This window comes from Micromonospora marincola, assembly GCF_056150385.1.
Map to the genome: position 1 here is coordinate 168,309 of NZ_JAXCFT010000003.1, position 24,142 is coordinate 192,450.

Here is a 24,142-nt window from a genome sequence, read left to right on the forward strand (position 1 = left end):
TCTGCCGCCGGTACCTGCCACCTCCTGTCAGGTACGGGCGGCGGATCACGGCGAAGGGGCGGGCACGGCGCAACCGGCTGCGGGCCGGTCCCCGGTTGCCTACCGTCGGTGGTGATGGGCAGGGAGCAGGTGTGGCACCGACCGGCCCGGCGCCGCCGGCCGCTGCGCGCCGGTGTGCTTGTGGCCGGCCTCGGGCTGGCCACCTGCCTGATCGGGGTGGCCGGCCTGGCGGTGTGGAACGCCCAGGTGGTGTTGCGGGCCGACGGGCCGGTGCGGGAGACCGCCGACGCGTTCTTCCGCGACGTCGCGGCCGGCGACACCGACCGGGCGTACGGGCGGCTGTGCCACGACGCGCGTAGCCGGTGGAGCCAGGCCGGGTTCGGCAGTTGGGTGCGGACCCCGCCGCTGGTCAGCGGCTACGAGATCGTCGACGTGTCGGTGACGACCCGGTCCGGGCGCCCGCGCGCCACGGTGGTGGTGCGGCTCAACCGTGACGGCGGTGGCAGCGAGGAACGCGAGCTGCCGGTGGTGTCGGAGGGCGGGACGTGGCGGGTGTGCGGGGACCCGTTCTAGCGGCTCAGGCGCGGGGGCCGAGGTCGCCGGAGCGGTAGTGCCGCCGGCACAGCACCTGGTAGCGCACGTCGGCGCTGTCGACGGTGTCACCGATGACGACCTGCGCGCCCTCGCGGACCACCCGGCCCTGCACGACCCGGGCGTTGAGCAGGCCCTCCCGGCCGCACCAGCACAGCACCTCGACCTGGATGCGGGCCACCTCGTCGGCCAGCTCGAACAGTCGCTGCGCGGCCGGGAAGAGGCAGGAGCGGAAGTCGGTGGCCAGGCCGAAGGCGTAGACGTCGACGTCGAACTTGTCGACCAGCTCGGCCATCTGCTCGACGTGTTCCAGGTCGTAGAAGGACGCCTCGTCGCAGATCAGGTAGTCCACGCGTACCCCCTCGGCCCAGGCGGAGCGGACCAGGTCGCGTAGGTCGAGGCCATCGGTGACCTCGATGGCCTCGTGGGCCAGGCCGATGCGGGTGGTGACCTGCGGGCCCAGCGAGCGGTCGATGCGGGTGGTGACCAGGCCCCGGCGGCCCTGCCGGGCGTGGTTGTAGTTCATCTGCAGCGCCATGGTGGACTTGCCGCAGTCCATCGGCCCCCAGAAGAACTTCAGCGCGGCGGCGTGCAACGGCCGGCCGTCGACGCCGCGGGCGGCGGCGCAACCACCGGCGCGGTCGTCGCCGGGCCCCGGCAGGGGACGGGCCAGGCAGGTCGGGGCGGCAGCGGCGTCGTCGGTCACGTCGGGGCAGCCTAGCCGATCGACGCCGCTGCATCCGGTCCGCGATGATCCACCGCGGGATCCGTCTCAGAGCACCCGGGGCGGGGTGTTGCCGGCGGCGAGGATGGCCCGGCGCATCGGCACGGCGGCCAGCAGCGCGAAGCCGACCACGAAGAAGATCAGCAGGGAGACCAGGCCGACGCGGTAGGACGAGGTGAGCTGGAAGACCAGGCCGAAGGCGAGCGGGCCGAGCCAACTGGTGCCCTTGTCGCTGATCTCGTAGAAGCCGTAGTACTCGCCTTCCTTGCCGGCGGGGATGAGCTGGCTGAACAGGGAGCGGCTCAGCGCCTGGCTGCCGCCGAGGACCAGGCCGATGCAGCCGCCGAGGATCATGAACGGCACCGGCGCCTCGGCGGGCAGCCGGAACGCCGCGATGATCACGCCGGTCCAGAGCACGAGCGACAGCAGCACGGTCTTCCAGGCGCCGATGCGCTTGGCGAGGGCGCCCAGGGCGAGCGCGCCGCCGAAGGCGAGGAACTGCACCAGCAGGATGGTCACGATCAGCGTGCCCTGTTCCAGCCGCAGTTCCTCGGTGCCGTACTGGCTGGCCAGGGTGATGACGGTCTGGATGCCGTCGTTGAAGACCAGGAAGGCGAGCAGGAAGAACAGCGTCAGCGGATACGCCTTGACCTCCCGCAGGGTGTGCCCGAGCTGCCGGAACCCGTCGGTGAGCACGTTGCCGCCGCCGTGGCGGGCGGCGGCGGTGGGGTGTTCGCGCAGCCAGCGCAACGGCAGCAGGGTGAACGCGGCCCACCACACGCCGGCCGAGACGATCGACCAGCGGGCCAGGTCGAGGGTGCGCTGCGGGTTGCCCTCCTCGCTGAGCATCGTGACCGCGACCAGGTTGAGCGCGAGCAGCACCCCGCCGCCGAGGTAGCCGATGGCCCAGCCGCGGCTGGAGATGCCGTCGCGGTCGTCCGGGCCGCCGAGCTGCGGCAGGAACGAGTTGTAGACCACCACGGCGGCGCCGAAGGAGATGTTCGCGATCAGGAACAACGCGCCGCCGAGCAGGTAACGCTCGCCGGTGACGAACGCGAAGGCGATGGTCGCCGCGGCGCCGGTGAACGCGGCGGCGGCGAGCAGCCGCTTCTTGTGCGCCGAGCGGTCGGCGATGGCGCCGACCACGGGCAGCACGAACACGGTGAGGAAGACCGACAGCGAGATCAGGTACGGGTAGTAGGAGCCGGCGGCGACGCGGATGCCCAGCGGGTGCACCACGCCGTCGCAGCTGTCGGCGCCCAGCTCGCACCCGGCGGCCAGCTCGGTGACGGTGGTCAGGAACGGCCCGAGGAAGACCGTGATGACTGTGGTCTGGAACGCGGAGTTGGCCCAGTCGTAGAAGTACCAGCCGGTGCGTTCGCGGCGGGTGCTGCCCGGCGGCGCGGGCTCGACGACGACTGGGGTGACCGGATCGGCCATCGGGGCGGTCCTCGGGGCTCAGGCGGCCCAGTGGCCGCGACTGCGGTAGACGTCGCGCAGCACGCCGACGTGATCGGTCATGATGCCATCCACACCAAGGTCAAGTAAGTGGTGCATCTGGGCGGGTTCGTCGATCGTCCAGACGTGCACCTGCAACCCGATCCGGTGGCAGTAGGCGAGGAAACGCCTGTCGACCACCGGGATCCGCCCGTAGGAGACCGGCACCTGGGCCGCGACCACGGACGGTGGCAGCCGCAGCGCCCGCCCGTGCAGGGATGCCATCCGCAGCCGGGCCACGCCGCGCATGCCGAGGCTGGTGGCGACCTTCGGCCCGGCCAGCGCGCGTAGCCGGGTCAGCCGGGCGTCGCTGAACGAGGCCAGCAGCACCCGGTCGGCGGCGCCGGCCCGGTCGAGGGCGGCGACGGTGGGCTCCACCCCGCCGTCGGCTTTGACGTCGACGTTGAACCGCACCTCCGGCCAGGCGCCGAGGACGTCGTCGAGGCGGGGCACCACGGCGGCGCCGCCGACGCGTACCGAGGCGAGGTCGGCCCAGCGCAGGTCGGCGATGCGGCCGTCCTCGCCGGTGACCCGGCGCAGCGTCGGGTCGTGGAACACCACGGGCACGCCGTCGGCGGTGGCGTGCACGTCGGTCTCCACGTACCGGTAGCCCAGGGCGACCGCGCGGGCGAACGCGGCGGCGGTGTTCTCGTCGCCGTCGGCCGCGCCGCCGCGGTGGGCGAAGGCCAGCGGCGCGGGCGCGTCGAGGTAGCCGTGACGAGGCTGCACGCCGGCAGTATGCCGGCCCGACATGACGTCCGGATGCCCAGCCAGCGAAATTCCCTATCCTTCCTTGTTGTGGCTACCATAGGGTGCGATGGGTAACGACATGTACTCGGTGGAGCAAGTCGCGGAGCTGCTCGGGCTGCACGTGCGCACCGTGCGCGGCTACATCCGTGCCGGGCGGCTGCGCGCGGTGCGCATCGGCAAGCAGTACCGGATCGCCCGCGCCGACCTGGACGCGCTGACCGGCCGGCCGGCGACACCTCCGCCCCCGGGGGCGGAGGTGTCGAGCATCGTGGCGCTCGACGGCGTCGACCGGACCGCCGCCGACCGGCTGGCCACGCTGGTGCTGGCCGGCGTCAACACCCACCCCGACCCGGACCGTCCACTGCGGGTGCAGACGGTCCACGACGAGGAGCGTCACCGCATGAAGATCGTGATCCTGGGCGACCTGGCCGCCACCGCCGACCTGCTGCGCCTGCTCGACGCGGTGCTCGACGGCGACAACGGCCTGCTCGCGGGGGAGGAGGCCGACCGTGGCTGACGAGCTGGTCGAACGTGCCGGCGTCACGGTGCTGCTCTGCGATCCGGCCGGCCCACCGATCGCCACCGAGGCCGACGCGCTCGACCTGATCGGCGCGGCGTTCCTCGGCGCGACAGTGGTGGCGGTGCCGACCGAGCGGCTCGACCCGCGCTTCTTCGCGCTCGGCACCCGCTTCGCCGGTGAGGTCATGCAGAAGTTCGTCAACTACCGGCTGCGCCTGGCCGTGGTCGGTGACATCTCCGCGCACCTGGCCGACAGCGGCGCGCTGCGCGCGCTCGTCGCCGAGTCCAACCAGCACGACCAGGTGTGGTTCGTGCCGGACCTGACCGCGCTCGACGACCGGCTGCGCGCCGGCGGCTGAGCCCGGGTGCCCGGTTCAGTCGGGTCGGTGGCGGCGGTGCGCGCGACTGGGGTCGCTCGGGCGGCCGGGGTCGACGTGCCGGGGCAGGTCGGGCTCGTGCGGGCGCAGCGGGACCAGGTCTTCGGTGATCGCGTCGATGATCCGGTCGGTGGCGTGGCGGGCCGCGCCCGGCGCGTCGTGGCGCAGATCGGCAAGGGTGACCGGGGCGCCGAAGTGCACCCGGATGACCGGCCGGCGGGCGAGCGCCCGGGCCAGGCCGCGCAGCATTCCTTTCGGGGCGCGGTAGGGCAGCACCTCGTGCGAGCCCCACTGGGCGACCGGTACGACGGCGGCGCCGCTGGCGAAGGCGAGCCGGGCCGCGCCGGTCTTGCCCCGTTCGGGCCACATGCCGGGGTCGAGCCCGATGCGGCCCTCGGGGTAGACGAGCACCACCGAGCCGCCGGCCACCGCCTCGGCGGCGACCTCCAGCGAGCGGTGTACGGCGGCGGTGCCGCGGTCGACGCGGATGTGCCCGGCGCGGCGCATCAGCGGCCCGATCACCGGGGCCCGGAACAGCCCGGCGGTGGCCATGATGCGCGGCGCGACGCTACGGACCCGGCAGGCGGCGGCCAACACCACCGGGTCGAACGGGCTGATGTGGTTGGCCGCCAGGATCAGCGGCCCGCGCCGCAGCTCCTCGGGCACGTCGCCGGTGACCTCGAGCCGGCCGATCAGCGCGACGAGGGCGCGGGCGAGCGTCTGCGCGCCGCGCCACAGCAGCGGCGCGCGCCAGGGGGAGGTGTCCATCAGTGCTGGATGGTCGCACGCGCGGAGGTGACCCCGGGGCCCGGGACGGGCCCTCCGGCAAGGTGATCAGGGTCCTTGGTCCCGGGCCGGTTCGGGTCGAGTGGCCCTCACCTTTTCTCTACGACGGCGAGTAGTATTTACTACGTCTCGTAGTAAGAAGGCTGGGGGTTTCAGGTGGACGCGTTGGACGTCGCCCGCTGGCAGTTCGGTGTCACCACCGTCTACCACTTCCTGTTCGTGCCGCTGACCATCGGCCTGTCCGTGCTCGTCGCCATCCTTCAGACGATGTGGCACCGCACCGGCAACGAGCGCTACCTCAAGCTCACCAAGTTCTACGGCAAGCTGTTCCTGATCAACTTCGCGATGGGCGTGGTCACCGGCATCGTGCAGGAGTTCCAGTTCGGCATGAACTGGAGCGACTACTCCCGTTTCGTCGGCGACATCTTCGGCGCGCCCCTGGCCATCGAGGCGCTGGTCGCGTTCTTCCTGGAGTCCACGTTCATCGGCCTGTGGATCTTCGGCTGGGACCGGCTGCCCAAGCGACTGCACCTGGCCGCGATCTGGGCCGCCGCGATCGGCACCAACCTGTCGGCCTACTTCATCCTCGCCGCCAACTCGTTCATGCAGAACCCGGTCGGCTTCCGGATCAACCCCGACAGCGGACGCGCCGAGCTGACCGACTTCGGCGCCGTGCTCACCAACAAGGTCGCCCTGATCACCTTCCCGCACACCCTCGCCGGGTCGTTCCTGGTCGCCGGGTCCCTCGTGGTCACCGTCGGGCTGTGGCACGTGATGCGCAACCGCGACAGCGCCGACACCGGCGCCTACCGCTTCGCCACCAGGTTCGGCGCCTGGGTGGTGCTTGTCTCCTCGGCGCTCGTGGTGCTCACCGGCGACATCCAGGGCAAGATCATGACCGAGGTGCAGCCGATGAAGATGGCCGCCGCCGAGGGCCTCTACACCACGGAGAGCCCCGCCTCGTTCTCCGTGCTCACCGTCGGCAGCCTCGACGGCAGCCGCGAGATCCTCGCCGTCAAGATCCCGTACCTGCTGTCGTTCCTCGGCACCGGCGACCCGCACGGCACCGTGCAGGGCATCAACGACCTCCAGGCCCAGTACGCCAGCCAGTACGGCCCCGGCAACTACGCCCCGATCATCCCGGTCACCTACTGGAGCTTCCGCTTCATGATCGGCTTCGGGTTGGCCGCCGCCGCCATCGCGCTGCTGGTGCTCTGGAGCCAGCGCAAGGGCCGCACCCCGACCAGCCGGTGGCTGCTGCGCGCCGGCCTGGTCATGCCGGTGCTGCCGCTGCTCGCCAACTCCTTCGGCTGGATCTTCACCGAGATGGGCCGCCAACCGTGGATCGTCTTCGGCGAGATGCTCACCCGCAACGGCGTGTCCCGCAGCGTCTCCCTGACCGAGGTGCTCACCTCCTTCACCGCCTTCACCCTCATCTACGCCACCCTCGCGGTGATCGAGTTCAAGCTGCTGGTCCGCTACGCCCGCGCCGGCGTACCCGACGTCAGCGACCAACCCACCGACGACGACACCGACGACGCCGAGCGCCCGCTCGCGTTCGCCTACTGACCCGGAGCCCACCGTGGAACTCACCACCGTCTGGTTTCTGCTCGTCGCCGTGCTCTTCACCGGCTACTTCATCCTCGAAGGCTTCGACTTCGGCGTCGGAATGCTGCTGCCCGTACTCGGCCGCGACGACAGGCAACGCCGCGTCCTGATCAACACCATCGGCCCGGTCTGGGACGGCAACGAAGTCTGGTTGATCACCGCCGGCGGCGCCATGTTCGCCGCCTTCCCCGAGTGGTACGCCACCCTGTTCTCCGGCTTCTACCTGCCGCTGCTGCTCATCCTGCTCGCCCTCATCGCCCGCGGCGTGGCCTTCGAATACCGGCACAAGCGCCCCGAGGCGACCTGGAAACGCCGCTGGGACCGGGCCATCTTCTGGGGCTCGGCGGTGCCGGCCGTGCTGTGGGGCGTCGCCTTCGCCAACATCTTCCGCGGCGTGCCGCTGGCCGCCGACCACGAGTACGCCGGCGGCCTGCTCGACCTGCTGCACCCGTACGCGCTGCTCGGCGGCCTGACCACCCTCGGCCTGTTCCTCACCCACGGCGCGGTGTTCCTCGCGCTCAAGACCACAGGCGACATCCGCGAGCGCGCGGGCGCCCTCGCCGTCCGCCTCGGCGCCGGCACCGCCGTCACCGCGGTGGCGTTCCTCGGCTGGTCGCTGACCATCCGCGCCAGCGCCGCCGCCGTCGTGCTCGCCGCCGGCGCCGCCCTCGCCCTGCTCGGCGGCCTGGCCGCGGCGAGGGTACGCCGGGAGGGCTGGGCGTTCACCGGCACCGCGGTGGCCATCGCCCTGGCCGTGGCGACGCTGTTCGCCGCGCTGTTTCCGAACGTGCTGCCCTCCACCGCAGACCCGGCCGGCACACTCACCGCCACCAACGCCGCGTCCACCCCGTACACCTTGAAGATCATGACCTGGGTGGCGGTGGTGTTCACCCCGATCGTGCTCGCCTACCAGGGCTGGACGTACTGGGTGTTCCGCAAGCGGATCGGGGTGGCGAACATCCCGCGGCACTGAGCGCCGCGCCGCCCGCGGGGCCCGAACCCCCGCGGGCGGCGGCTATGCTTCCCGCCGACCAGATCCCGACGCGAACCCGAGGACACCGCATGCCGTCAGCGGCCGTCGACACGCCACCCCAGTCGCCGCGCCGGTGGCGTCCAAGGCCCCGGCACCTGCCCCTGGCCGTCCTGCTCGCCGTCTACCTGGCCGCCCGGCTGCTCATCCTGGCCCGCTTCACCGTCTACACCTCCGTCGACAGCACCTCCTACGCCGAGCGGCCCGGCAACACCATCGACCTGCTGTCGTTCACCGGCCACGCCCCGCGCCCCTGGGGTGTGCCGCTGCTGTACGCCCTCGCCGGCTCCGACCGCGCCGGCGCGACCGTCCAGTGGGCGATCAGCACGCTGGCCTGGTCCCTGCTGATCGGCGCCGCCTGGCTGCTGCTGCGCACCCTGCCCGCGCGCATCGCCGCCACCGCCGCGGTCGTCGGCCTGGCCCTGACCCGGTCGGTCTACCCGTGGGACCACGCCGTGCTGTCCGAATCGCTGTCGATCAGCCTCGGCGTCGCCGCGCTGGCCCTGCTGGCCATCTGGACGCGTACCCGGTCCCGGGTGGCGCTCGGCGCGCTGGTCCTGGCCGCCTTCTGGTGGACCTTCACCCGCCAGGACGTGCTGCCGTACGTGCTGCTGCTGCTCGTCGTGCTCGCCGGCTACGCGCTGCTGCGCCGCTACCAGCGGGCCGCGCTCGTGGCCGTGGTGGTCCTGCTCGGCGGCCTGGCCTGGAACACCGCCACCGTCGGCGCCACCGACGAGAGCTACCGGGCGTGGTATTCCGGGCTGAGCCTGTCCGAGGCGACATTCATGTACCGCCTGCGCTTCCAGATCCTGAACGACCCACAGGTCGCCCGCGCCTACCGCCGGGACCTGGGCATGCCCCGCTGCGCCCCGGCCGAACAGATCGCCGCCGGTGCCCCGTGGCAGATGACCGAGTTCATCGCCGCCTGGCGCGGCTGCCCCGACCTGGTCGACTGGACCGAACGGGAGAAGGGCAGGGTCGCCTACCGGTACGCCCTGGCCCACCCGAGGCACGCCGCCGCCAGCATCGGCGAGGTGCTGCCCGCGCTGCTGGGCGGCACCACCGGCCGCTACGCCGAGCCGGTGGCGGCCCTGCCGACCTTCCCCGAGCGGGTCTTCTTCCCCGACCCCGACCGGGTGCTGCCGGTGACCGGCCTGATCGTCGTGCTCGCCGCCGCCGTCGGGCTGCTCACCCGCGGGTTCCGCCGGGCCCGCTGGACCGCCGCCGCCGGTGGCCTGCTCGTGGCCGCCAGCACCGCAAGCGCGGTGGCGGGCACGCTGTTCACCGCCGGCGAGTATGCCCGCTTCGGCATCCAGGAGGCGGTGCTGCTGCGCGTCGGGCTGATCCTCCTCGTGGCCGCCTCGATCGAGGCGGCCGTGACGACGGTCGGGCAACGACGCGCCGCCGCCCGCCACGAGCCCGCCGCGACCACGCCGGCCGAGGACACGCCGGCGGCGGAACCCTCGGCGGTGGCCCCGGCGAACCCGTGACCGGCCGCCCGCTCAGCGGGCCTCGCGCAGCTCCGCCAGCCGCGCCTCGATCTCGGCCAACTCGGCGCGCAGCTTCTCCGCCTGCTGCTCCGCCTCGGCCCGCTCGGCGGCCAGGATCTGCTCCACCGCCTCCTGCACCCCGGGCACGTCCACAAGCGCCACCATCCGCAACGCCTCGGCCGGCTTCACCACGTACGGCCGGGCCAGCGCCTTGGCGCCCTGCTGCGCGGCGACCGTCCACTCGCCCTCGCCGTAGGCCAACGTCACCGTCAACCCGGGCGGGGTCTTCGGCTTCACGGCCTTGACCGCCCGCTTCGCCGGCTTCGGATCCACCGGCTGCTGCTCCTGCACCTTCTGCTCCTCCCGGCGCGGCGCCGGCACCCGCGGCGTGTCCAGCACGAACTCCGGCTCCGCCGCCGCAGCGGGCGGCAGCTCCGGCTCCGGCTTCGCCTCCACGGCCGCGGGCCGGCGCCCGGCGCCCTTCGGCGCGATCGCCACGTCGGCGGGGGAGAAGGGCAACTCGTCGCGGCCGAACCGGACCACCACGAACTCCTCCGACACCGCCGGGTCGGTCAGCTCCACCACCTGCCCGAGCTGCCCGGACATCTGACCGGCCGCCTCGGTGAACACCACCCGTGGCTTGCGGCCCGCCGCCAACGACTCGCGGATCTGCTGTACCTCGTCAGTGGACAAACCCTGGACCGCCATCACGCCCTCTTCCGTACACCTGTTTGACGCACCTTGATACCAGCCGGCTGCGACAACGCGAAGATCAGCCCCCGAGCGCGCGCAACGCCGCGTCGGCGTGCTCGTTCATGCTCACCTCGCTGTGCACCACGGCCAGCACCCGCCGGTCCGCGCCGATCACGAACGTCATCCGCCGGGTGCTCAACGCGCCCAACGGCAACCGCCGCCGCACCCCGAACGCCGCCGCCACCGCCCCGTCGACGTCGGACAGCAGCGGATAGTCGAACCCGTGCCGGGCGGCGAACTCCGCCTGCCGATCCACCGGATCCCGGCTGATCCCCACCCGGGAGGCGCCCAACGCCGCGAACTCCGCGGCCAGATCCCGGAAGTGACAGCTCTCCGCCGTGCAACCCCGGGTCATCGCCGCCGGGTAGAAGAACACCACCACCGGCCCGGCCGCCAGGAACTCCGACAGCCGCCGCGGCGTGCCCGTCTGGTCCGGCAACGTGAAGTCCTCGACCAGGTCACCGACACCCACACCCACCGCGTACCTCCCACGCCTCGCCACCGACCCGGTGAGCCTAGGCGATCACCCCCAGACCGCCGCCACCTCATCGGCCACGACCGTGGCCTGCGCGAACCCGGCCCGCGCCGACGCCGCCCGCCGCGTCGGGTCCAGCACGTTACGGCCGATCGCCGCGCGCGCCGCCCGGTCCGGCGCCACCACCGCCACCCGCGCCCCCGCCGACCGCAACGCCGACACCTGCGCCGACAGCCGCGGCATCGGCCCGACCGCGGCGCTCGTCGGCGCCAACACCACCACCTGACCGGACCCGGCGGCCAGGTCCGCGTTCACCGGCGACCGCACCCCGCCGTCGACGTAACGCCGGCCGTCGACAGTCACCGGCGGCCACACCCCGGGCACCGCGCAGCTCGCCCCGACCGCGTCGACGAGCGGCACCCCGCTGTCGGCGTCGAAGACCACGAACCCGCCCGAGGCCGCGTCGACGGCGGTGACCAGCAGCCGCCGCGCCGGCCAGTCCCGCACCGGCAGCCGCGCCGCGATCACCGCCCGCCGGGACTCCTCCGACGGGGTACGCGCCGCCAACGCCAACGCCCCCACCCGCGCCCGGGCCCGCGCCGCGTCCTGCCCCCGCGCCCCGGCCCACGCCCAGCGGGCCAGCACCCCCAGGCCGAGCCGGGCCGGCACCTCGTCACGCGGCGAGCGCAGCTGTGCCGCGTACAGCTCGGACAGCGGCGCCCCGGAGCACACCTGCGCGCCGACCACCGAACCGGCCGACGTGCCCACCACCAGGTCCGCCTCGTCCAGCGGCACCCCCCGCTCGGCCAACCCGGCCAGCAGCCCCAACTCCCAGGCCACCCCGGTCACCCCGCCGCCGCCCAGCACCAACGCCCGCCCCATGTGACAGTCCTCTCCGTCCCCGGGTGATCCCGCCCACGGTAACGTCGCCCCCATCACCAGGGCAGAGGAGAACGCATTGACCTCGGTCACCATCGTCACCGGGGGTGGGCGCGGCATCGGCGCGGCCACCGCGCGCCGCCTCGCCGCCGACGGCCACGACCTGGTCATCGGCTACCGCGCCGACCACGACGCCGCCGCGACAGTCGCCGCCGCCGTGCGGGCCGCCGGCCGCCGCGCCGTCACCGTCGCCGCCGACACCTGCGACCCCGAGCAGGTACGCCTGCTGTTCGCCGCCGCCGACCAGCTCGGCCCGCTCACCGGCCTGGTCAACAACGCCGGCGTCACCAGCCCGATCGGCCCCTTCACCGACCTGCGCGCCGACGACCTGCGCGAGGTCGTCGACGTCAACCTCGTCGGCTACATCCTCTGCGCCCAGCAGGCGGCCACCCGGATGACCCGCGGCGGCGCGATCGTCAACGTCTCCTCCGCCGCGGCCACCCTCGGCAGCCCCGGCGAGTACATCCACTACGCGGCGGTGAAGGCCGCCACCGACACCCTCACCGTCGGCCTGGCCAAGGAACTCGCGCCGCGCGGCATCCGGGTCAACGCGGTCGCCCCCGGCATCATCCGCACCGACATCCACGCCCGGTCCGGCGCACCGGACCGCCCGGACAGCGCCGCCGGCCGCATCCCGCTGGGCCGCGCCGGTGAGCCCGACGAGGTGGCCGGCGCGATCGTCCACCTGCTCGGCCCCGACGCCACCTACACGACAGGCGCGGTCCTGCGGGTCGCCGGCGGCCTGTAGGAACGACGCGGCGGCCCGGGGGAGGCCCCCGGACCGCCGCCCGCGACCACCGTCAGCCGGCGAACAGCTTCGCCGCCGTCATCAGCGTCTGGATCACGCCGTAACCCAGCAACACGGCCACCAACAACCACGACACCACCAGGCGGACCTGCTGCCCGCCACCGGTCCGCTCGTTCACGACCCGCTCCTCTCCGCCGCCACCGACTGACCCCGCGCCATCTCGTCCCGGCCCGACGCCGGCTCGTGGAACCGCTGCGGCACCGGCCGGATCAGCAGGTTCGCCACCAGCCCCACCGCCAGCACCCCGACCATCGTGAACAGCGCCGGCCGGTACGCCGCCGCGGTCAACGAGCCCGGCTCGCCCTGCGCGTCGAGGAACGCGTTGACGATCAGCGGCCCGGCCACGCCCGCCGCCGACCACGCGGTCAGCAGCCGGCCGTGGATCGCGCCCACCTCGAACGTGCCGAACAGGTCCCGCAGGTACGCCGGCGCGGTCGCGAACCCACCGCCGTAGAACGACAGGATCACGCAGGCCAGCAACACGAACAACGCCGTCGCCGTCTGCCCGACCAGCGCCAGCAGCAGGTACAGCACCAGGCCCACACCCAGGTACACCACGTAGATCGGCTTACGGCCGATCACGTCCGACGTCGACGACCAGACGAACCGGCCCGCCATGTTGAACAGCGACAGCAGCCCCACGAACCCGCCGGCCGCCGCCACCGACACCGAGGAGGTGCCGCCGTCGCGGAAGAAGTCCTGGATCATCGGGCTGGCCTGCTCCAGGATGCCGATGCCCGCCGTCACGTTGCAGAACAGCACCACCCACAACAGCCAGAACGACCACGTCTTCACCGCGTTCGCGGCCGACACGTTCGCGGTGGTCACCATCGGCTTCTTCGCCACCGTCGACGGGTCGAACCCGGCCGGACGCCAGTCCGCCGCCGGCACCCGCACGTTGAACACGCCGAACATCATGATCGCGAAGTAGCCGACACCGAGCGTGACGAACAGCCACACCAGTGCCGAACCGGACGCGGTCGACCCACTGTTCGACGGGTCGTAGCCCGAGTCGAACAACGACAGCAGTTGCCGGGACAGGGGAGAGGCCACCATCGCCCCGCCACCGAAGCCCATGATCGCCAGGCCGGTGGCCAGGCCCGGCCGGTCCGGGAACCACTTGATCAACGTGGAGACGGGGGAGATGTACCCGATTCCCAGGCCGATACCGCCCAACACGCCGTACCCCAGGTACAGCAGCCACAGCTGTGAGGTCGCGATGCCGAGCGCGCCGACCAGGAACCCGGCCGCCCAGAAGCACGCCGAGACGAACATCGCCTTACGCGGCCCGTTCGCCTCCACCCAGGTCCCGGCCACCGCGGCCGACAGGCCCAGCATCACGATCGCGATGCTGAAGATCACGCCGATCGCCGTCTGCCCGGTGTCGAAGTGCGCGATCAGGGAGTTCTTGTACACGCTCGTCGCGTAGACCTGCCCGATACAGAGATGGATCGCCAGCGCCGCCGGCGGGATCAGCCATCGGCTGTACCCCGCCGGCGCAATGGTGCGCCGACGATCAAGTGCGGAAAGCATCAGTGCTTCCTCCGTCCAGATGGCGAGAACCCCTCGCTTCATGCCCCCACCGCATGCGGAGCCCAAACCCACCCCGCGCCCGACGGTCGAAATCCTGAGCCGAGCGGCCGACGCTACCCCCGGTCGCCACCGAACGACCACTGAGCGTGACCACCAACCCGGATGCGACGATGGGCCGGTGAAGATCCTGTCCATCCAGTCATCGGTCGCCTACGGCCACGTCGGCAACTCCGCCGCCGTGTTCCCCCTGCAGCGCCTCCGCCACGAGGTGTGGCCGGTGCTGACCGTGCACTTCTCCAACCACACCGGCTACGGCGCCTGGCGCGGCCCCGTGCTCGCCCCCACCGACGTGGCCGAGGTCATCGCCGGCATCGCCGACCGTGGCGTCCTCGGCACCGCCGACGCCGTACTCTCCGGCTACCAGGGCGACCCGGCCGTCGGCGCGGTGATCCTCGACACCGTCGCCCAGGTCAAGGCCGCCAACCCGGCCGCGCTCTACTGCTGCGATCCGGTCATGGGCGACGTCGGCCGCGGCATGTTCGTCCGCCCCGGCATCCCCGAATACCTGCGCGACACAGTCGTCCCGCGCGCCGACATCGTCACCCCCAACCAGTTCGAGCTGGAGTTCCTCGCCGGCCGCCGCACCGACACCCTCGACGACCTGCTCGCCGCCGTCGACGCCGTGCGCGCGACCGGCCCCGAGCACGTCCTGGTCACCAGCGTCCTGCACGGCGACCTGCCCGCCGGCCACCTGGAGGTCGTCGCCGTCTGCGCCGACGGCGCCTGGGCCGTGACCACCCCGCTGCTGCCGATCAGCCCCAACGGCGGCGGCGACGTGACCGCCGCCCTCTACCTGGCCCACCTCGCCACCAGCGGATCACCCGAGACCGCGCTGGAACACACCACCAACTCGATCTTCGCGGTGCTCGAGGCGACCCTGGCCGCCGGCACCCGCGAGCTCCAACTCGTCGCCGCCCAGGACGCCATCGCCGACCCGCCCACCCGGTTCACCCCCCGCCGGCTGCGTTGAGCCCAACCCCACGCGCACCGGCCGTCCGTTCCAGACGAACCCCACCTGGGAGGATGTCCCCGTGCAGGACCACGACCCGGCGTTCACCCAACGCCTGCGCGACCTCACCCGGCTGAGGCGCGTCCGCGACCGCATCGACCGCGAGTACGCCCAACCCCTCGACGTCGAAGCCCTCGCCCGCGGCGAGCACATGTCGGCCGGCCACCTCAGCCGCCAGTTCCGACAGACCTACGGCGAGTCCCCGTACGCGTACCTCATGACCCGCCGCATCGAACGCGCCATGGCCCTGCTCCGTCGCGGCGACCTCACCGTCACCGACGTCTGCTTCACCGTCGGCTGCCAGTCCCTGGGCACCTTCAGCACCCGCTTCACCGAACTCGTCGGCGAACCACCAAGCGCCTACCGCGCCCGGCACGCGCCAGGCGCCGCCGAACCACCGGCGTGCCTCACCAAACACGCCACCCGACCGGTCAGGAATCGAGAAGCCCGGGCCGACCGCCGCCACTAGCGTGAACACCATGACCATCACGATCCACTACGCCTTCCTGCCGCACACCGACGCCGACGCCGCCATCGCCTTCTACCGCGACACCCTCGGCTTCGACCTCCGCAACGACGTCGGCCGCGGAGACACCATGCGCTGGCTCACCGTCGGCCCACCCGAACAACCCGAAACCGGCATCGTCCTGCACCCGCCGGCCGTCGACCCCGGCATCACCGACGACGAGCGCCGCACCATCCTGGAACTCATCGCCAAGGGCAGCTACGGGGCGCTCACCCTCGCCACCGACGACCTCGACGCCCTGTTCGACCGCCTCCAGGCCGCCGGCGCCGACGTCGTCCAGGAACCCACCGAACAGCCCTACGGCGTCCGCGACTGCGCCTTCCGCGACCCCACCGGCAACCTCATCCGCATCAACCAGCGACGCTGAACCCACCCCACCGGACGGAGACCCGATGCCCAAAGCCCACGCCGACAGCCACGACATGATCCGCGTTCACGGCGCCCGGGAGAACAACCTGCGCGACGTCGACGTCGAACTGCCCAAACGCCGCCTCACCGTGTTCACCGGCGTCTCCGGCTCCGGCAAGAGCTCCCTGGTCTTCGGCACCATCGCCGCCGAGTCGCAACGACTCATCAACGAGACCTACAGCGCGTTCGTTCAGGGCTTCATGCCCACCCTGTCCCGACCCGACGTCGACATCCTCGACGGCCTCACCACGGCGATCATCGTCGACCAGGAACGCATGGGCGCCGACCCCCGCTCCACCGTCGGCACCGCCACCGACGCCAACGCCATGCTCCGCATCCTCTTCAGCCGCCTCGGCCAACCCCACATCGGCCCACCCAACGCCTACTCGTTCAACGTCCCCTCCGTCCGCGCCACCGGAGCCATCACCGTCGAACGCGGCGCCGGCAGGAACCAGACCAAGAAGGCCACCTTCAACCGCCTCGGCGGCATGTGCCCCCGCTGCGAGGGCCGCGGCGCCGTCACCGACATCGACCTGACCGTCCTCTACGACGCCGACCGCACCCTCAACGAAGGCGCCATCACCATCCCCGGCTACAGCATGGACGGCTGGTACGGCCGCATCTTCCGCGCCAGCGGCATGTTCGACCCGGACAAACCCATCCGCGACTACACCGAACGGGAACTGCACGACCTGCTCCACAAGGAACCCACCAAGATCAAGGTCGAGGGCATCAACGTCACCTACACCGGCCTGATCCCCGCCATGCAGAAGTCGATGCTCGCCAAGGACGTCGACGCCATGCAACCCCACATCCGCGCCTTCGTCGAACGCGCCGTCACGTTCACCACCTGCCCCGACTGCGACGGCACCCGACTGAGCCCCGAGGCCCGCTCCTCGAAGATCAACGGCATCAGCATCGCCGACGCCTGCGCCATGCAGATCAGCGACCTCGCCACCTGGGTACACGACCTGACCGAACCCTCCGTCGCCCCGCTGCTCACCGCGCTGGGGGACACCCTCGACTCCTTCGTCGAGATCGGTCTCGGCTACCTCAGCCTCGACCGCCCCGCCGGCACCCTCTCCGGCGGCGAGGCCCAACGCACCAAGATGATCCGCCACCTCGGCTCGTCCCTGACCGACGTCACCTACGTCTTCGACGAACCCACCATCGGGCTGCACCCGCACGACATCGCCCGGATGAACAACCTCCTGCTCCGCCTGCGCGACAAGGGCAACACCGTCCTGGTCGTCGAACACAAACCCGAAACCATCGCCATCGCCGACCACGTCGTCGACCTCGGCCCCGGCGCCGGCGCCGACGGCGGCGCCATCTGCTACGAGGGCACCGTCGCCGGCCTGCGCGCCAGCGACACCACCACCGGCCGCCACCTCGACGACCGCGCCACCCTCAAGGAAACCCTGCGCACACCCACCGGCACCCTGCCCATCCGCGGCGCCCGCACCCACAACCTGCGCGACGTCGACGTCGACATTCCCCTCGGCGTCCTCGTCGTCGTCACCGGCGTCGCCGGCTCCGGCAAGAGCTCCCTCATCCACGGCTCCCTGGCCGGCCGCGACGACGTGGTAAGCGTCGACCAGACCCCGATCCGTGGCTCCCGACGCAGCAACCCCGCCACCTACACCGGGCTGCTCGACCCCATCCGCAAGGCCTTCGCCAAGGCCAACGGCGTCAAACCCGCGCTGTTCAGCGCCAACTCCGAGGGCGCCTGCCCCACCTGCAACGGCGCCGGCGTCATCTACACCGACCTGGCCATGATGGCCGGGGTCGCCAGCACCTGCGAGGACTGCGAGGGCAAGCGCTTCCAAGCCGCCGTGCTCGACTACCACCTCGGCGACCGCGACATCAGCGAGGTCCTCGCCATGTCGGTCAACGAGGCGGAGAAGTTCTTCGGCACCGGCGACGCCCGCACCCCGGCCGCCCACACCGTCCTCGACCGGCTCGCCGACGTCGGGCTCGGCTACCTCACGCTCGGTCAACCCCTGACCACACTGTCCGGCGGGGAGCGGCAGCGACTCAAGCTCGCCACCCGGATGGGGGACAAGGGCGGCGTCTACGTCCTCGACGAGCCCACCACCGGCCTGCACCTGGCCGACGTCGCCCACCTGCTCAGCCTGCTCGACCGGCTCGTCGGCTCCGGCAAGTCCGTCATCGTCATCGAGCACCACCAGGCGGTCATGGCGCACGCCGACTGGATCATCGACCTCGGCCCGGGCGCCGGCCACGACGGCGGCCGGGTCGTCTTCGAGGGCACCCCGGCGGATCTCGTGGCCGCCCGGTCCACGCTCACCGGCGAGCACCTCGCCGACTACGTCGGGGCCTGACCCGGCCCGCACGTGTACCCGTCGATTCTCCGGGAACCCCCGGCGTCCGCACATCGTCGGGGGAGCCACCATGGCGAACGAGGAATTCGAGGGCCGCGCCTGCACCTGCTGCGGCGGCCTCGCCGACCACACCTACGTGTACTGCCGCACCAACTTCATGTACTTCGACTGTTTCGGCGAACACAGCGGCGCGAACGATCACCAGGCCGGGCCGGTGGGCACCGGCTCCTACGCCACCGCCGACTGCTACCGGCGGCCGCGGTCCAGCCAGCCGGACACGGTGGGCCTCAACGGGCGGGACACCGCGGGCATCATCTACGGGAATACCGGCGTCTGCCATCAGGCGGCCAACCGCTTCCTCTACGCCGGTCACACGTTGCTCGACCCGAGGAAGGTGCTGGCGATGGCGCTCAGCATCCTTCTCTACGGCTTTCATGGCAGGGACGCCTTGGAGTGGCTGGTCAGGATCTACGACCCGTGCGCCCGCAAGGCCGGGTTCGTCGTGCCGACCGCCGTCGATGCCCGCGAAACCGAGCCAGGGGAGGAGGCCGCCACGAACGACACCGAGGAACTCCTCCGCAGTCTCCAGAAGATCTACGCGGCGGCCCGCCAGGGGCCCGAACCCGAGCCGAACGAGATCATCATGCGGGCCACCACCGCGTACGCCCGGATCGTCGTGCCGGCGGTGGACCCGGAGAGCATACGGCCCGTCCAATCCACATACCTGGCCAAGATGGACGCCATCGGCCGGGACGCCGCGACCGGCAGGGCCACGACCGCGCAGCGGGACGCCCGGGTCAACGAACTGGGCTACCACCTGCAGCAGGATCTCGTCCCGGTCCTCGGGGTCGAGGAGTACCAGAAGTTCATGGGGGCGCCGGTCGGCAAGCAGCTCGTCATCATCGATCCAGCCGAGAGCGACGCCTCCCGATAGGGATTCGATAATCTACATTATGTCAAGTTGGGCGGAGCCGGGCCCCCGAAACGCGCGGCCACCGGACCGGCGAACGCCACCGCCACGCGCTCGCGGTCGGCAAGCTGCGCTCCTCCCGGCGGCAGCAGAACGCCCCCAGCTCGACGCTGACGGCTGCCGGCCACTGCGCCCGGCGGTCACGCCGACCGCTGGTGGAACCCCCACAGCTTCACGGCCATCCGCGCATGATGCCGTAGCTCACAGGCCGTTGACCCGCACCCACGCACCATGGCAATCTCGATGTTGTCTAGACGACCTAGAGGAGTGTCGAGAATGGCGAAGGCACCGCTGTACGTGCGGATCGAGCGGGAGTTGCGCGCTCGCCTGTCTCAGGCGCGTCCTGGGGACGTGGTGCCGGCCGAGTCGACGCTCGCCGCCGATTTCGGGGTCGCGCGGATGACCGTGCGTGCGGCGCTGAACGCGCTGGAAACGGACGGGCTGATCGAACGGATCCAGGGGCGCGGCACGTTCGTGCGGCAGCGACCGGAGCCGCGCCCGGCCGGGACGTTGATGAGCTTCCAGGACCAGGTCCGCGCGTGGGGGCGCATCCCGACGTCACGCCTGATCGAAGCCGAGATTCGGCCCGCGTCTCCCGCCGAGGCGACGGCGCTGCAGTTGACCGCCGCAGAACCACAGGCGGTTTCCATCGTGCGGGTCCGGCTCGCCGACGACGTCCCGGTGGCCATCGAGTACGCCTGCTTCCCGCCGCACCTGCACACGCTGCTCGACGTCGACCTGGAGACCGCCTCGCTGCACCGCGCGCTGCACGACCGCGGTCTGCGCCCCACGCTCGGCTCCTCGACGCTGACCGCGCAGCGGGCCGGCGCCGACGGCGAACACCTGCACGTCCCGGTCGACGAACCGCTGCTCGTCGAAACCCGCCTGATCGTCGACCAGCACTCGGTACCGCTGGAGTACACGGTCAGCCGCTACGTCGGCGACCGCTACGACCTGCACGTCACCTTCAACGTGCAACCACCTCAGACAGGAGCTGCCCGATGAACGTCGCCAAGATGATCGACCACTCACTGCTGCGCCCCGAACTGACCACCGACGACGTCCGCCGCGGCTGCGACGTCGCCGCCCGCCGCGCCGTCGCGTCGGTGTGCGTGCGCCCCTCCGACGTCGAACTCGCCGTTGCCGCGCTCGCGGGCACCGGCGTGCTCGTCGGCACCGTGGCCGGGTTCCCGCACGGCGACACCCGCACCTCGACCAAGGTTGCCGAAACCCGCAAGCTGGTCGATGCCGGCGCTGACGAGATCGATATGGTGCTGCACATCGGCCGTCTACGCGACGGCGACACCGGTTACGTCCATGACGACATCGCCGCCGTCGTCGCCGCCGCCCAGGGTCGCGTCGTCAAGGTCATCCTGGAGAACGCCTACCTCACCGACGAGCAGAAGATCCGTGGCTGCCGCCTCACCGAGCAGGCCGGTGCGCATTTCGTCAAGACCAGCACCGGGTTCGCCCCGGGCGGCGCCACCCTCGCCGACATTCGGCTGATGCGCGCCACCGTTTCCCCGCGCGTCGACGTCAAGGCGGCTGGTGGTGTCCGCACCCTCGACACCCTGCTCGAACTGCACCACGCCGGCGCGACCCGATTCGGTGCCACCGCCACCGAGGCCATCCTCGACGACCATGCCGCGCGCGAACGCGGCGAACAGCCGACCACCGCCGCGCCGGCTACTGACGGCGGCTACTGACGGGCACGAGCATCCCACCACCGTCGTTGACGCGCGACTACCGCGTTCCTGCCATGCTCCCCCGGTTGGAGCCTGGCAGGAACGCGAAAGTCATGCATAATATCTCTTATGCATGACAAACCGGACGAAACGGTTGGGGCGCTGGTCGAGGAGTTCCTGACCGCCCAGGCCACCCGCAAGCCCTCCCCCCACACTCTGGCCGCCTACCGACGGGACCTGACCACGGTGGCGAAGCTGGTGGAGCTGGACGGTGACGCCACTCCCCTCCCCCCGGCCCGGTTGCCGATCACCGCCCTGTCCCCCCGGGTGATGCGTGCGGCGTTCGCCCGCTTCGCCGCTCCCCGCGCCGCCGCCTCGGTCCACCGTGCCTGGTCCACCTGGAACAGCTTCTTCACGTTCCTGGTGGCCGAGGGCGTGGTGCCGGGGAATCCGATGCCGGCGGTGGGGCGGCCCCGCGCGCCGCTCCCCCGGCCCAAGCCGCTGCGCGGCGAGGACACCCCGGAGGAGTTGCTGGCGGCGGTGGCGCGGGCGCAGGGCCGGCAGCGTGACCCGTGGCCGGAGCGGGACCTGGCGGTCCTGGTGCTGGCCCTGTGCGCCGGGTTGCGCCTGGCGGAGCTGCTGGCGTTGCGGGTCTCGTCGGTGGTCGGGCGCGACGGTGAGCGGCGCGTCGACGTGGCGGGCAAGGGCGGTCGGCCGCGTACGGTGCCGATCGAGGCGGGCGTGGACCGGGTGCTGGCCGGCTATCTGGAGAGCCGGCGGCTGCGGTTCGGGGGGCGCAGCGTTCGGCCGGACGGGCCGTTGCTCGTGGACCGGGCGGGTGAGCCGTTGCGTCGGGGTGGCCTGCAGTATCTGGTCGAGTCGTGTTACCGGCGGGCGGGCATCGGTGACCGGGTGCCGCGGGGTGCGCGGCTGCACGCGTTGCGGCACACGTTCGCGACGCGCCTGGCGGAGGACGGGGCGGGCGCGGCGGAGATCATGCGGTTGCTGGGGCATGCGTCGTTGGCGTCGTCGCAGACGTACATCGAGGTGACGGCCGGTCAGCAGCGGGCGGCGGTGGCGGCGAACCGCACGAACCGGGCGCTGTCGGGGTTGTCCGGTTTGTAGTTCACTCGCCTAGCCTCGACACCGTGGCAGATTCGCGAGCCCCACTGGCCGGGCTGGTTTTCGACATGGACGGCACTCTGATCGAGTCGCACGCGGTGGTGCCCGCGGCGTACCGGGCGGCGGTCGTCGCGGGCGGCGGTCGCCCGCCCAGCGATGCGGAGATCATCGCCGGTTATCCGCTGGGTGCTCCGGCGAACCTACTCGCCGCGCTGCTCGGCCGTCCTGCCACCCGGCTGGATCTCGACCGTTACCACGACGAGCTGGCGGGCACGGCTGACCGGGTCACCGTGTACGACGGGGTGGCGGATCTGCTCGCGGAGGCGGCGCGGCGGATGCCGGTCGGTGTCTTCACCGGGGCGAGCGCGCGGGCCGCGCGGATCCTGCTCGAGCGGACCGGGCTGGCCGGGCACGTGCGGGTGATCGTGGGCGGTGACGAGGTGACCCGGCCGAAGCCGGATCCGGAGGGTGTCCTGGTGGCGTGCCGACGTCTGGGTGTCGAGGCGGGGCGGGTGGCCTACGTCGGCGACTCGCCGTTGGACCTGGGGGCGGCTCGCGCCGCCGGTGCGTTGGCCGTCGCGGCGGGCTGGGGTCATCTGTACGACCCGGATGTTCCCGCCGACGTGACCGCGGGCCGGCCCGGCGACCTGGTGGCGCTCGTGCGGTGAAACCCGGTCGTCGTTCGCGCGCCACCGATGGTTCGCCGGGTTCGGCCGAGGTGGGCGGGCTGGCAGGATCGGCCGGGTGCGGGTGGGTGCGGCGCGGGCGGTGGCGGTCGACTGGGTGCGGGAGCGGATGCGGTCCGATCCGTCGATCGAGGGGGCGTTGTTCAGCGGGTCGACGGTGGGGTTGCCGGATGACGCGGTGCTGCCGGTGTGGTCGGACGTGGACGTGTTGCTGGTGCGGGAGTCGCCCGGGGTGAAGGTCGGCAAGTTCGTCCATCGTGGGGTGTTGTCAGCAGCGTCACCTGGGCGGAGTTGGGTGGCCCGGAGGGTGTGCTGGGGTCCTGGGTGTTCGCGCCGATGTTCCGTACCGATGGGGTGATCGCGGATCCGTCGGGGCGGTTGGCGGCGGATCGGCGGCGGCGGGCGGATGCGGTGTTGGCGTCGTTGCCGGCGTGGCAGCCGGTGATGGATGCGGTGGCGCGGCGGGCTGTGGCAGGCTGAGGGCGACGCGACTGGCGGCACGGGGATGGGTGGAAACCATCGGGGAGCTCGTCGTGGGGGTCGACCGCCTGGGCCTCCGCGGGCGGGGTGTCGCATGTCTTCTTCTTCAGGTGCGCGGTTGTTGCCGGGTGGGCCGGTGGCGGAGCGGGTGTTGGCCGAGGTCGCCGCGTCGGTGGCGCGGTTGCGCGCGGCGGGGGTGACGCCGGCGTTGGCGACGGTGTTGGTGGGTGACGACGACGCGAGCGCGGGTTATATCCGTATCAAGCAGCGTCAGGCGGCGGAGTTGGGGTTCGCGTCGCCGCATGTGCATCTGCCGGCGTCGGCGTCGCAGGCGGATGTGCACGCGGCGCTTGCGGACTTCAACGCCGACCGGGATGTGCACGGGGTGTTGGTGCAGCATCCGATTCCGGTGGGTCTGGACTACGACCGGGCTCTGGCCGAGGTGGATCCGGACAAGGACGTGGACGGGATGCATCCGGTGAACATGGGCCGGTTGGCGTTGGGGTTGCCGGGTCCGTTGCCGTGTACGCCGGCGGGCATCGAGGCGTTGTTGGCGTTCCATCAGGTGCCGGTGGCGAGTCGGGAGGTGGTGATCCTGGGTCGGGGTGCGACGTTGGGTCGGCCGTTGGCGTTGTTGTTGGCGCAGAAGCGGCCGACGGCGAACGCGGCGGTGACGGTGGTGCACACGGGGGTGGCGGACTGGCCCCGGTATACGCGGCGGGCGGAGATTCTGGTGGCGGCGGCGGGGGTGCCGGGGATCGTGCGGCCGGAGCATGTGCGTCCGGGTGCGGTGGTGGTCGGTGGTGGGGTGCGGTATGAGGGGCGGCGGTTGCTGCCGGATGTGGACGAGTCGTGCGCGCGGGTGGCGGGGGCGATCACGCCGCGGGTCGGTGGGGTGGGTCCGACGACGGTGGCGATGTTGTTCCGTAATGCGGTGGAGGCGGCGCGGCGGCAGTCCGGGGTGGGTTGAG

At 72.1% G+C, this 24,142-nt stretch carries 26 protein-coding genes and 1 riboswitch; of the genes, 17 read left to right on the forward strand and 9 right to left on the reverse strand.

Features of this window, described 5'->3' with window-relative positions; genetic code table 11:
* Positions 1 to 114 precede the first annotated feature (114 nt).
* A complete protein-coding gene (locus tag SM450_RS08900) occupies positions 115 to 573 on the forward strand; it encodes an Rv0361 family membrane protein (RefSeq protein WP_474619211.1) in 459 nt (152 codons plus the stop codon).
* A 4-nt stretch (positions 574 to 577) separates the two neighbouring features.
* On the opposite strand, the gene SM450_RS08905 is transcribed toward SM450_RS08900, so the two are convergent.
* From SM450_RS08905 to SM450_RS08915, 3 genes are all read right to left on the reverse strand, one after another.
* Positions 578 to 1,297, reverse strand: coding sequence for a thymidine kinase (locus tag SM450_RS08905; protein WP_474619212.1), 720 nt, complete (start codon positions 1,295 to 1,297; stop codon positions 578 to 580).
* 66 nt (positions 1,298 to 1,363) lie between these two features.
* Positions 1,364 to 2,755 carry an MFS transporter gene (locus SM450_RS08910; RefSeq protein WP_474619213.1) on the reverse strand — a complete coding sequence of 464 codons (1,392 nt, stop codon included), beginning with the start codon at positions 2,753 to 2,755 and terminating at the stop codon, positions 1,364 to 1,366.
* An 18-nt stretch (positions 2,756 to 2,773) separates the two neighbouring features.
* Positions 2,774 to 3,541 carry a glycerophosphodiester phosphodiesterase family protein gene (locus SM450_RS08915; RefSeq protein ID WP_474619214.1) on the reverse strand — a complete coding sequence of 256 codons (768 nt, stop codon included), beginning with the start codon at positions 3,539 to 3,541 and terminating at the stop codon, positions 2,774 to 2,776.
* 88 nt (positions 3,542 to 3,629) lie between these two features.
* Between SM450_RS08915 and SM450_RS08920 the strand changes: the two genes are divergently transcribed.
* Both SM450_RS08920 and SM450_RS08925 read left to right on the forward strand, forming a co-directional pair.
* Positions 3,630 to 4,079: a helix-turn-helix domain-containing protein gene (locus SM450_RS08920; RefSeq protein ID WP_474619215.1), complete on the forward strand. Its 450-nt coding sequence runs from the start codon at positions 3,630 to 3,632 to the stop codon at positions 4,077 to 4,079.
* Positions 4,072 to 4,440, forward strand: coding sequence for a DUF4180 domain-containing protein (locus SM450_RS08925; RefSeq protein ID WP_474619216.1), 369 nt, complete (start codon positions 4,072 to 4,074; stop codon positions 4,438 to 4,440). The genes SM450_RS08920 and SM450_RS08925 overlap by 8 nt, the downstream gene beginning before the upstream one ends.
* Positions 4,441 to 4,455: 15 nt before the next feature.
* Here SM450_RS08925 and SM450_RS08930 read toward each other — a convergent pair whose 3' ends face one another.
* The gene (locus SM450_RS08930) at positions 4,456 to 5,226 is read right to left on the reverse strand and encodes a lysophospholipid acyltransferase family protein (protein WP_474619217.1); all 771 of its coding nucleotides are present in this window, start codon (positions 5,224 to 5,226) and stop codon (positions 4,456 to 4,458) included.
* A 174-nt stretch (positions 5,227 to 5,400) separates the two neighbouring features.
* Between SM450_RS08930 and SM450_RS08935 the strand changes: the two genes are divergently transcribed.
* The 3 genes from SM450_RS08935 (at position 5,401) to SM450_RS08945 (ending at position 9,372) form a co-directional block, all read left to right on the forward strand.
* The gene (locus tag SM450_RS08935; RefSeq protein ID WP_474619218.1) at positions 5,401 to 6,813 is read left to right on the forward strand and encodes a cytochrome ubiquinol oxidase subunit I; all 1,413 of its coding nucleotides are present in this window, start codon (positions 5,401 to 5,403) and stop codon (positions 6,811 to 6,813) included.
* A gap of 13 nt (positions 6,814 to 6,826) precedes the next feature.
* Positions 6,827 to 7,825: a cytochrome d ubiquinol oxidase subunit II gene (gene cydB / locus SM450_RS08940; RefSeq protein ID WP_474619219.1), complete on the forward strand. Its 999-nt coding sequence runs from the start codon at positions 6,827 to 6,829 to the stop codon at positions 7,823 to 7,825.
* Between the two features lie 89 nt (positions 7,826 to 7,914).
* The gene (locus SM450_RS08945) at positions 7,915 to 9,372 is read left to right on the forward strand and encodes a hypothetical protein (protein WP_474619220.1); all 1,458 of its coding nucleotides are present in this window, start codon (positions 7,915 to 7,917) and stop codon (positions 9,370 to 9,372) included.
* Positions 9,373 to 9,384: 12 nt separating this feature from the next.
* Here the strand turns inward: SM450_RS08945 and SM450_RS08950 are convergent, their stop codons facing one another.
* The 3 genes from SM450_RS08950 to SM450_RS08960 form a co-directional block, all read right to left on the reverse strand.
* Positions 9,385 to 10,080: a hypothetical protein gene (locus SM450_RS08950; RefSeq protein WP_474619221.1), complete on the reverse strand. Its 696-nt coding sequence runs from the start codon at positions 10,078 to 10,080 to the stop codon at positions 9,385 to 9,387.
* Between the two features lie 64 nt (positions 10,081 to 10,144).
* Positions 10,145 to 10,603: a peroxiredoxin gene (locus tag SM450_RS08955; RefSeq protein WP_474619222.1), complete on the reverse strand. Its 459-nt coding sequence runs from the start codon at positions 10,601 to 10,603 to the stop codon at positions 10,145 to 10,147.
* A 45-nt stretch (positions 10,604 to 10,648) separates the two neighbouring features.
* Positions 10,649 to 11,482 carry a patatin-like phospholipase family protein gene (locus SM450_RS08960; RefSeq protein ID WP_474619223.1) on the reverse strand — a complete coding sequence of 278 codons (834 nt, stop codon included), beginning with the start codon at positions 11,480 to 11,482 and terminating at the stop codon, positions 10,649 to 10,651.
* 76 nt (positions 11,483 to 11,558) lie between these two features.
* On the opposite strand from SM450_RS08960, the gene SM450_RS08965 reads away from it, so the two are divergent.
* Positions 11,559 to 12,287 carry an SDR family NAD(P)-dependent oxidoreductase gene (locus SM450_RS08965; protein ID WP_474619224.1) on the forward strand — a complete coding sequence of 243 codons (729 nt, stop codon included), beginning with the start codon at positions 11,559 to 11,561 and terminating at the stop codon, positions 12,285 to 12,287.
* A 52-nt stretch (positions 12,288 to 12,339) separates the two neighbouring features.
* On the opposite strand, the gene SM450_RS08970 is transcribed toward SM450_RS08965, so the two are convergent.
* Together SM450_RS08970 and SM450_RS08975 are read right to left on the reverse strand one after the other, a co-directional pair.
* Positions 12,340 to 12,465 carry an MFS transporter small subunit gene (locus SM450_RS08970; protein ID WP_474619225.1) on the reverse strand — a complete coding sequence of 42 codons (126 nt, stop codon included), beginning with the start codon at positions 12,463 to 12,465 and terminating at the stop codon, positions 12,340 to 12,342.
* The gene (locus SM450_RS08975; RefSeq protein WP_474619226.1) at positions 12,462 to 13,880 is read right to left on the reverse strand and encodes an OFA family MFS transporter; all 1,419 of its coding nucleotides are present in this window, start codon (positions 13,878 to 13,880) and stop codon (positions 12,462 to 12,464) included. The genes SM450_RS08970 and SM450_RS08975 overlap by 4 nt, the downstream gene beginning before the upstream one ends.
* Before the next feature lie 178 nt (positions 13,881 to 14,058).
* On the opposite strand from SM450_RS08975, the gene pdxY reads away from it, so the two are divergent.
* The 10 genes from pdxY to SM450_RS09025 all read left to right on the forward strand — a co-directional run bounded on the left by pdxY (position 14,059) and on the right by SM450_RS09025 (position 24,141).
* Complete coding sequence (gene pdxY, locus SM450_RS08980; RefSeq protein WP_474619227.1) at positions 14,059 to 14,910, forward strand: pyridoxal kinase PdxY; 852 nt, start codon at positions 14,059 to 14,061, stop codon at positions 14,908 to 14,910.
* Between the two features lie 61 nt (positions 14,911 to 14,971).
* Positions 14,972 to 15,418 carry a helix-turn-helix transcriptional regulator gene (locus SM450_RS08985; RefSeq protein ID WP_474619228.1) on the forward strand — a complete coding sequence of 149 codons (447 nt, stop codon included), beginning with the start codon at positions 14,972 to 14,974 and terminating at the stop codon, positions 15,416 to 15,418.
* 10 nt (positions 15,419 to 15,428) lie between these two features.
* Entirely contained in the window at positions 15,429 to 15,842 is a 414-nt protein-coding gene (locus tag SM450_RS08990) for a VOC family protein (protein ID WP_474619229.1), read from the forward strand.
* A 25-nt stretch (positions 15,843 to 15,867) separates the two neighbouring features.
* A complete protein-coding gene (locus SM450_RS08995; RefSeq protein WP_474619230.1) occupies positions 15,868 to 18,228 on the forward strand; it encodes an ATP-binding cassette domain-containing protein in 2,361 nt (786 codons plus the stop codon).
* Between the two features lie 70 nt (positions 18,229 to 18,298).
* Positions 18,299 to 19,162 (forward strand): hypothetical protein, encoded by an 864-nt coding sequence (locus SM450_RS09000; protein WP_474619231.1) that lies wholly within the window; start codon positions 18,299 to 18,301, stop codon positions 19,160 to 19,162.
* Positions 19,163 to 19,474: 312 nt separating this feature from the next.
* On the forward strand, positions 19,475 to 20,203 hold the full coding sequence (locus SM450_RS09005; protein WP_474619232.1) for a GntR family transcriptional regulator: 729 nt from the start codon (positions 19,475 to 19,477) through the stop codon (positions 20,201 to 20,203).
* Positions 20,200 to 20,904, forward strand: coding sequence for a deoxyribose-phosphate aldolase (deoC, locus tag SM450_RS09010; RefSeq protein WP_474619233.1), 705 nt, complete (start codon positions 20,200 to 20,202; stop codon positions 20,902 to 20,904). The genes SM450_RS09005 and deoC overlap by 4 nt, the downstream gene beginning before the upstream one ends.
* Positions 20,905 to 21,012: 108 nt before the next feature.
* Positions 21,013 to 22,008, forward strand: a complete 996-nt coding sequence (locus SM450_RS09015; RefSeq protein ID WP_474619234.1) for a tyrosine-type recombinase/integrase — start codon at positions 21,013 to 21,015, stop codon at positions 22,006 to 22,008.
* A 23-nt stretch (positions 22,009 to 22,031) separates the two neighbouring features.
* On the forward strand, positions 22,032 to 22,673 hold the full coding sequence (locus SM450_RS09020; protein WP_474619235.1) for an HAD family hydrolase: 642 nt from the start codon (positions 22,032 to 22,034) through the stop codon (positions 22,671 to 22,673).
* Positions 22,674 to 23,168: 495 nt separating this feature from the next.
* Positions 23,169 to 23,252: riboswitch (ZMP/ZTP riboswitch) on the forward strand.
* Positions 23,253 to 23,265: 13 nt separating this feature from the next.
* Positions 23,266 to 24,141, forward strand: a complete 876-nt coding sequence (locus SM450_RS09025) for a bifunctional 5,10-methylenetetrahydrofolate dehydrogenase/5,10-methenyltetrahydrofolate cyclohydrolase (RefSeq protein WP_474619236.1) — start codon at positions 23,266 to 23,268, stop codon at positions 24,139 to 24,141.
* Position 24,142 lies beyond the last annotated feature (1 nt).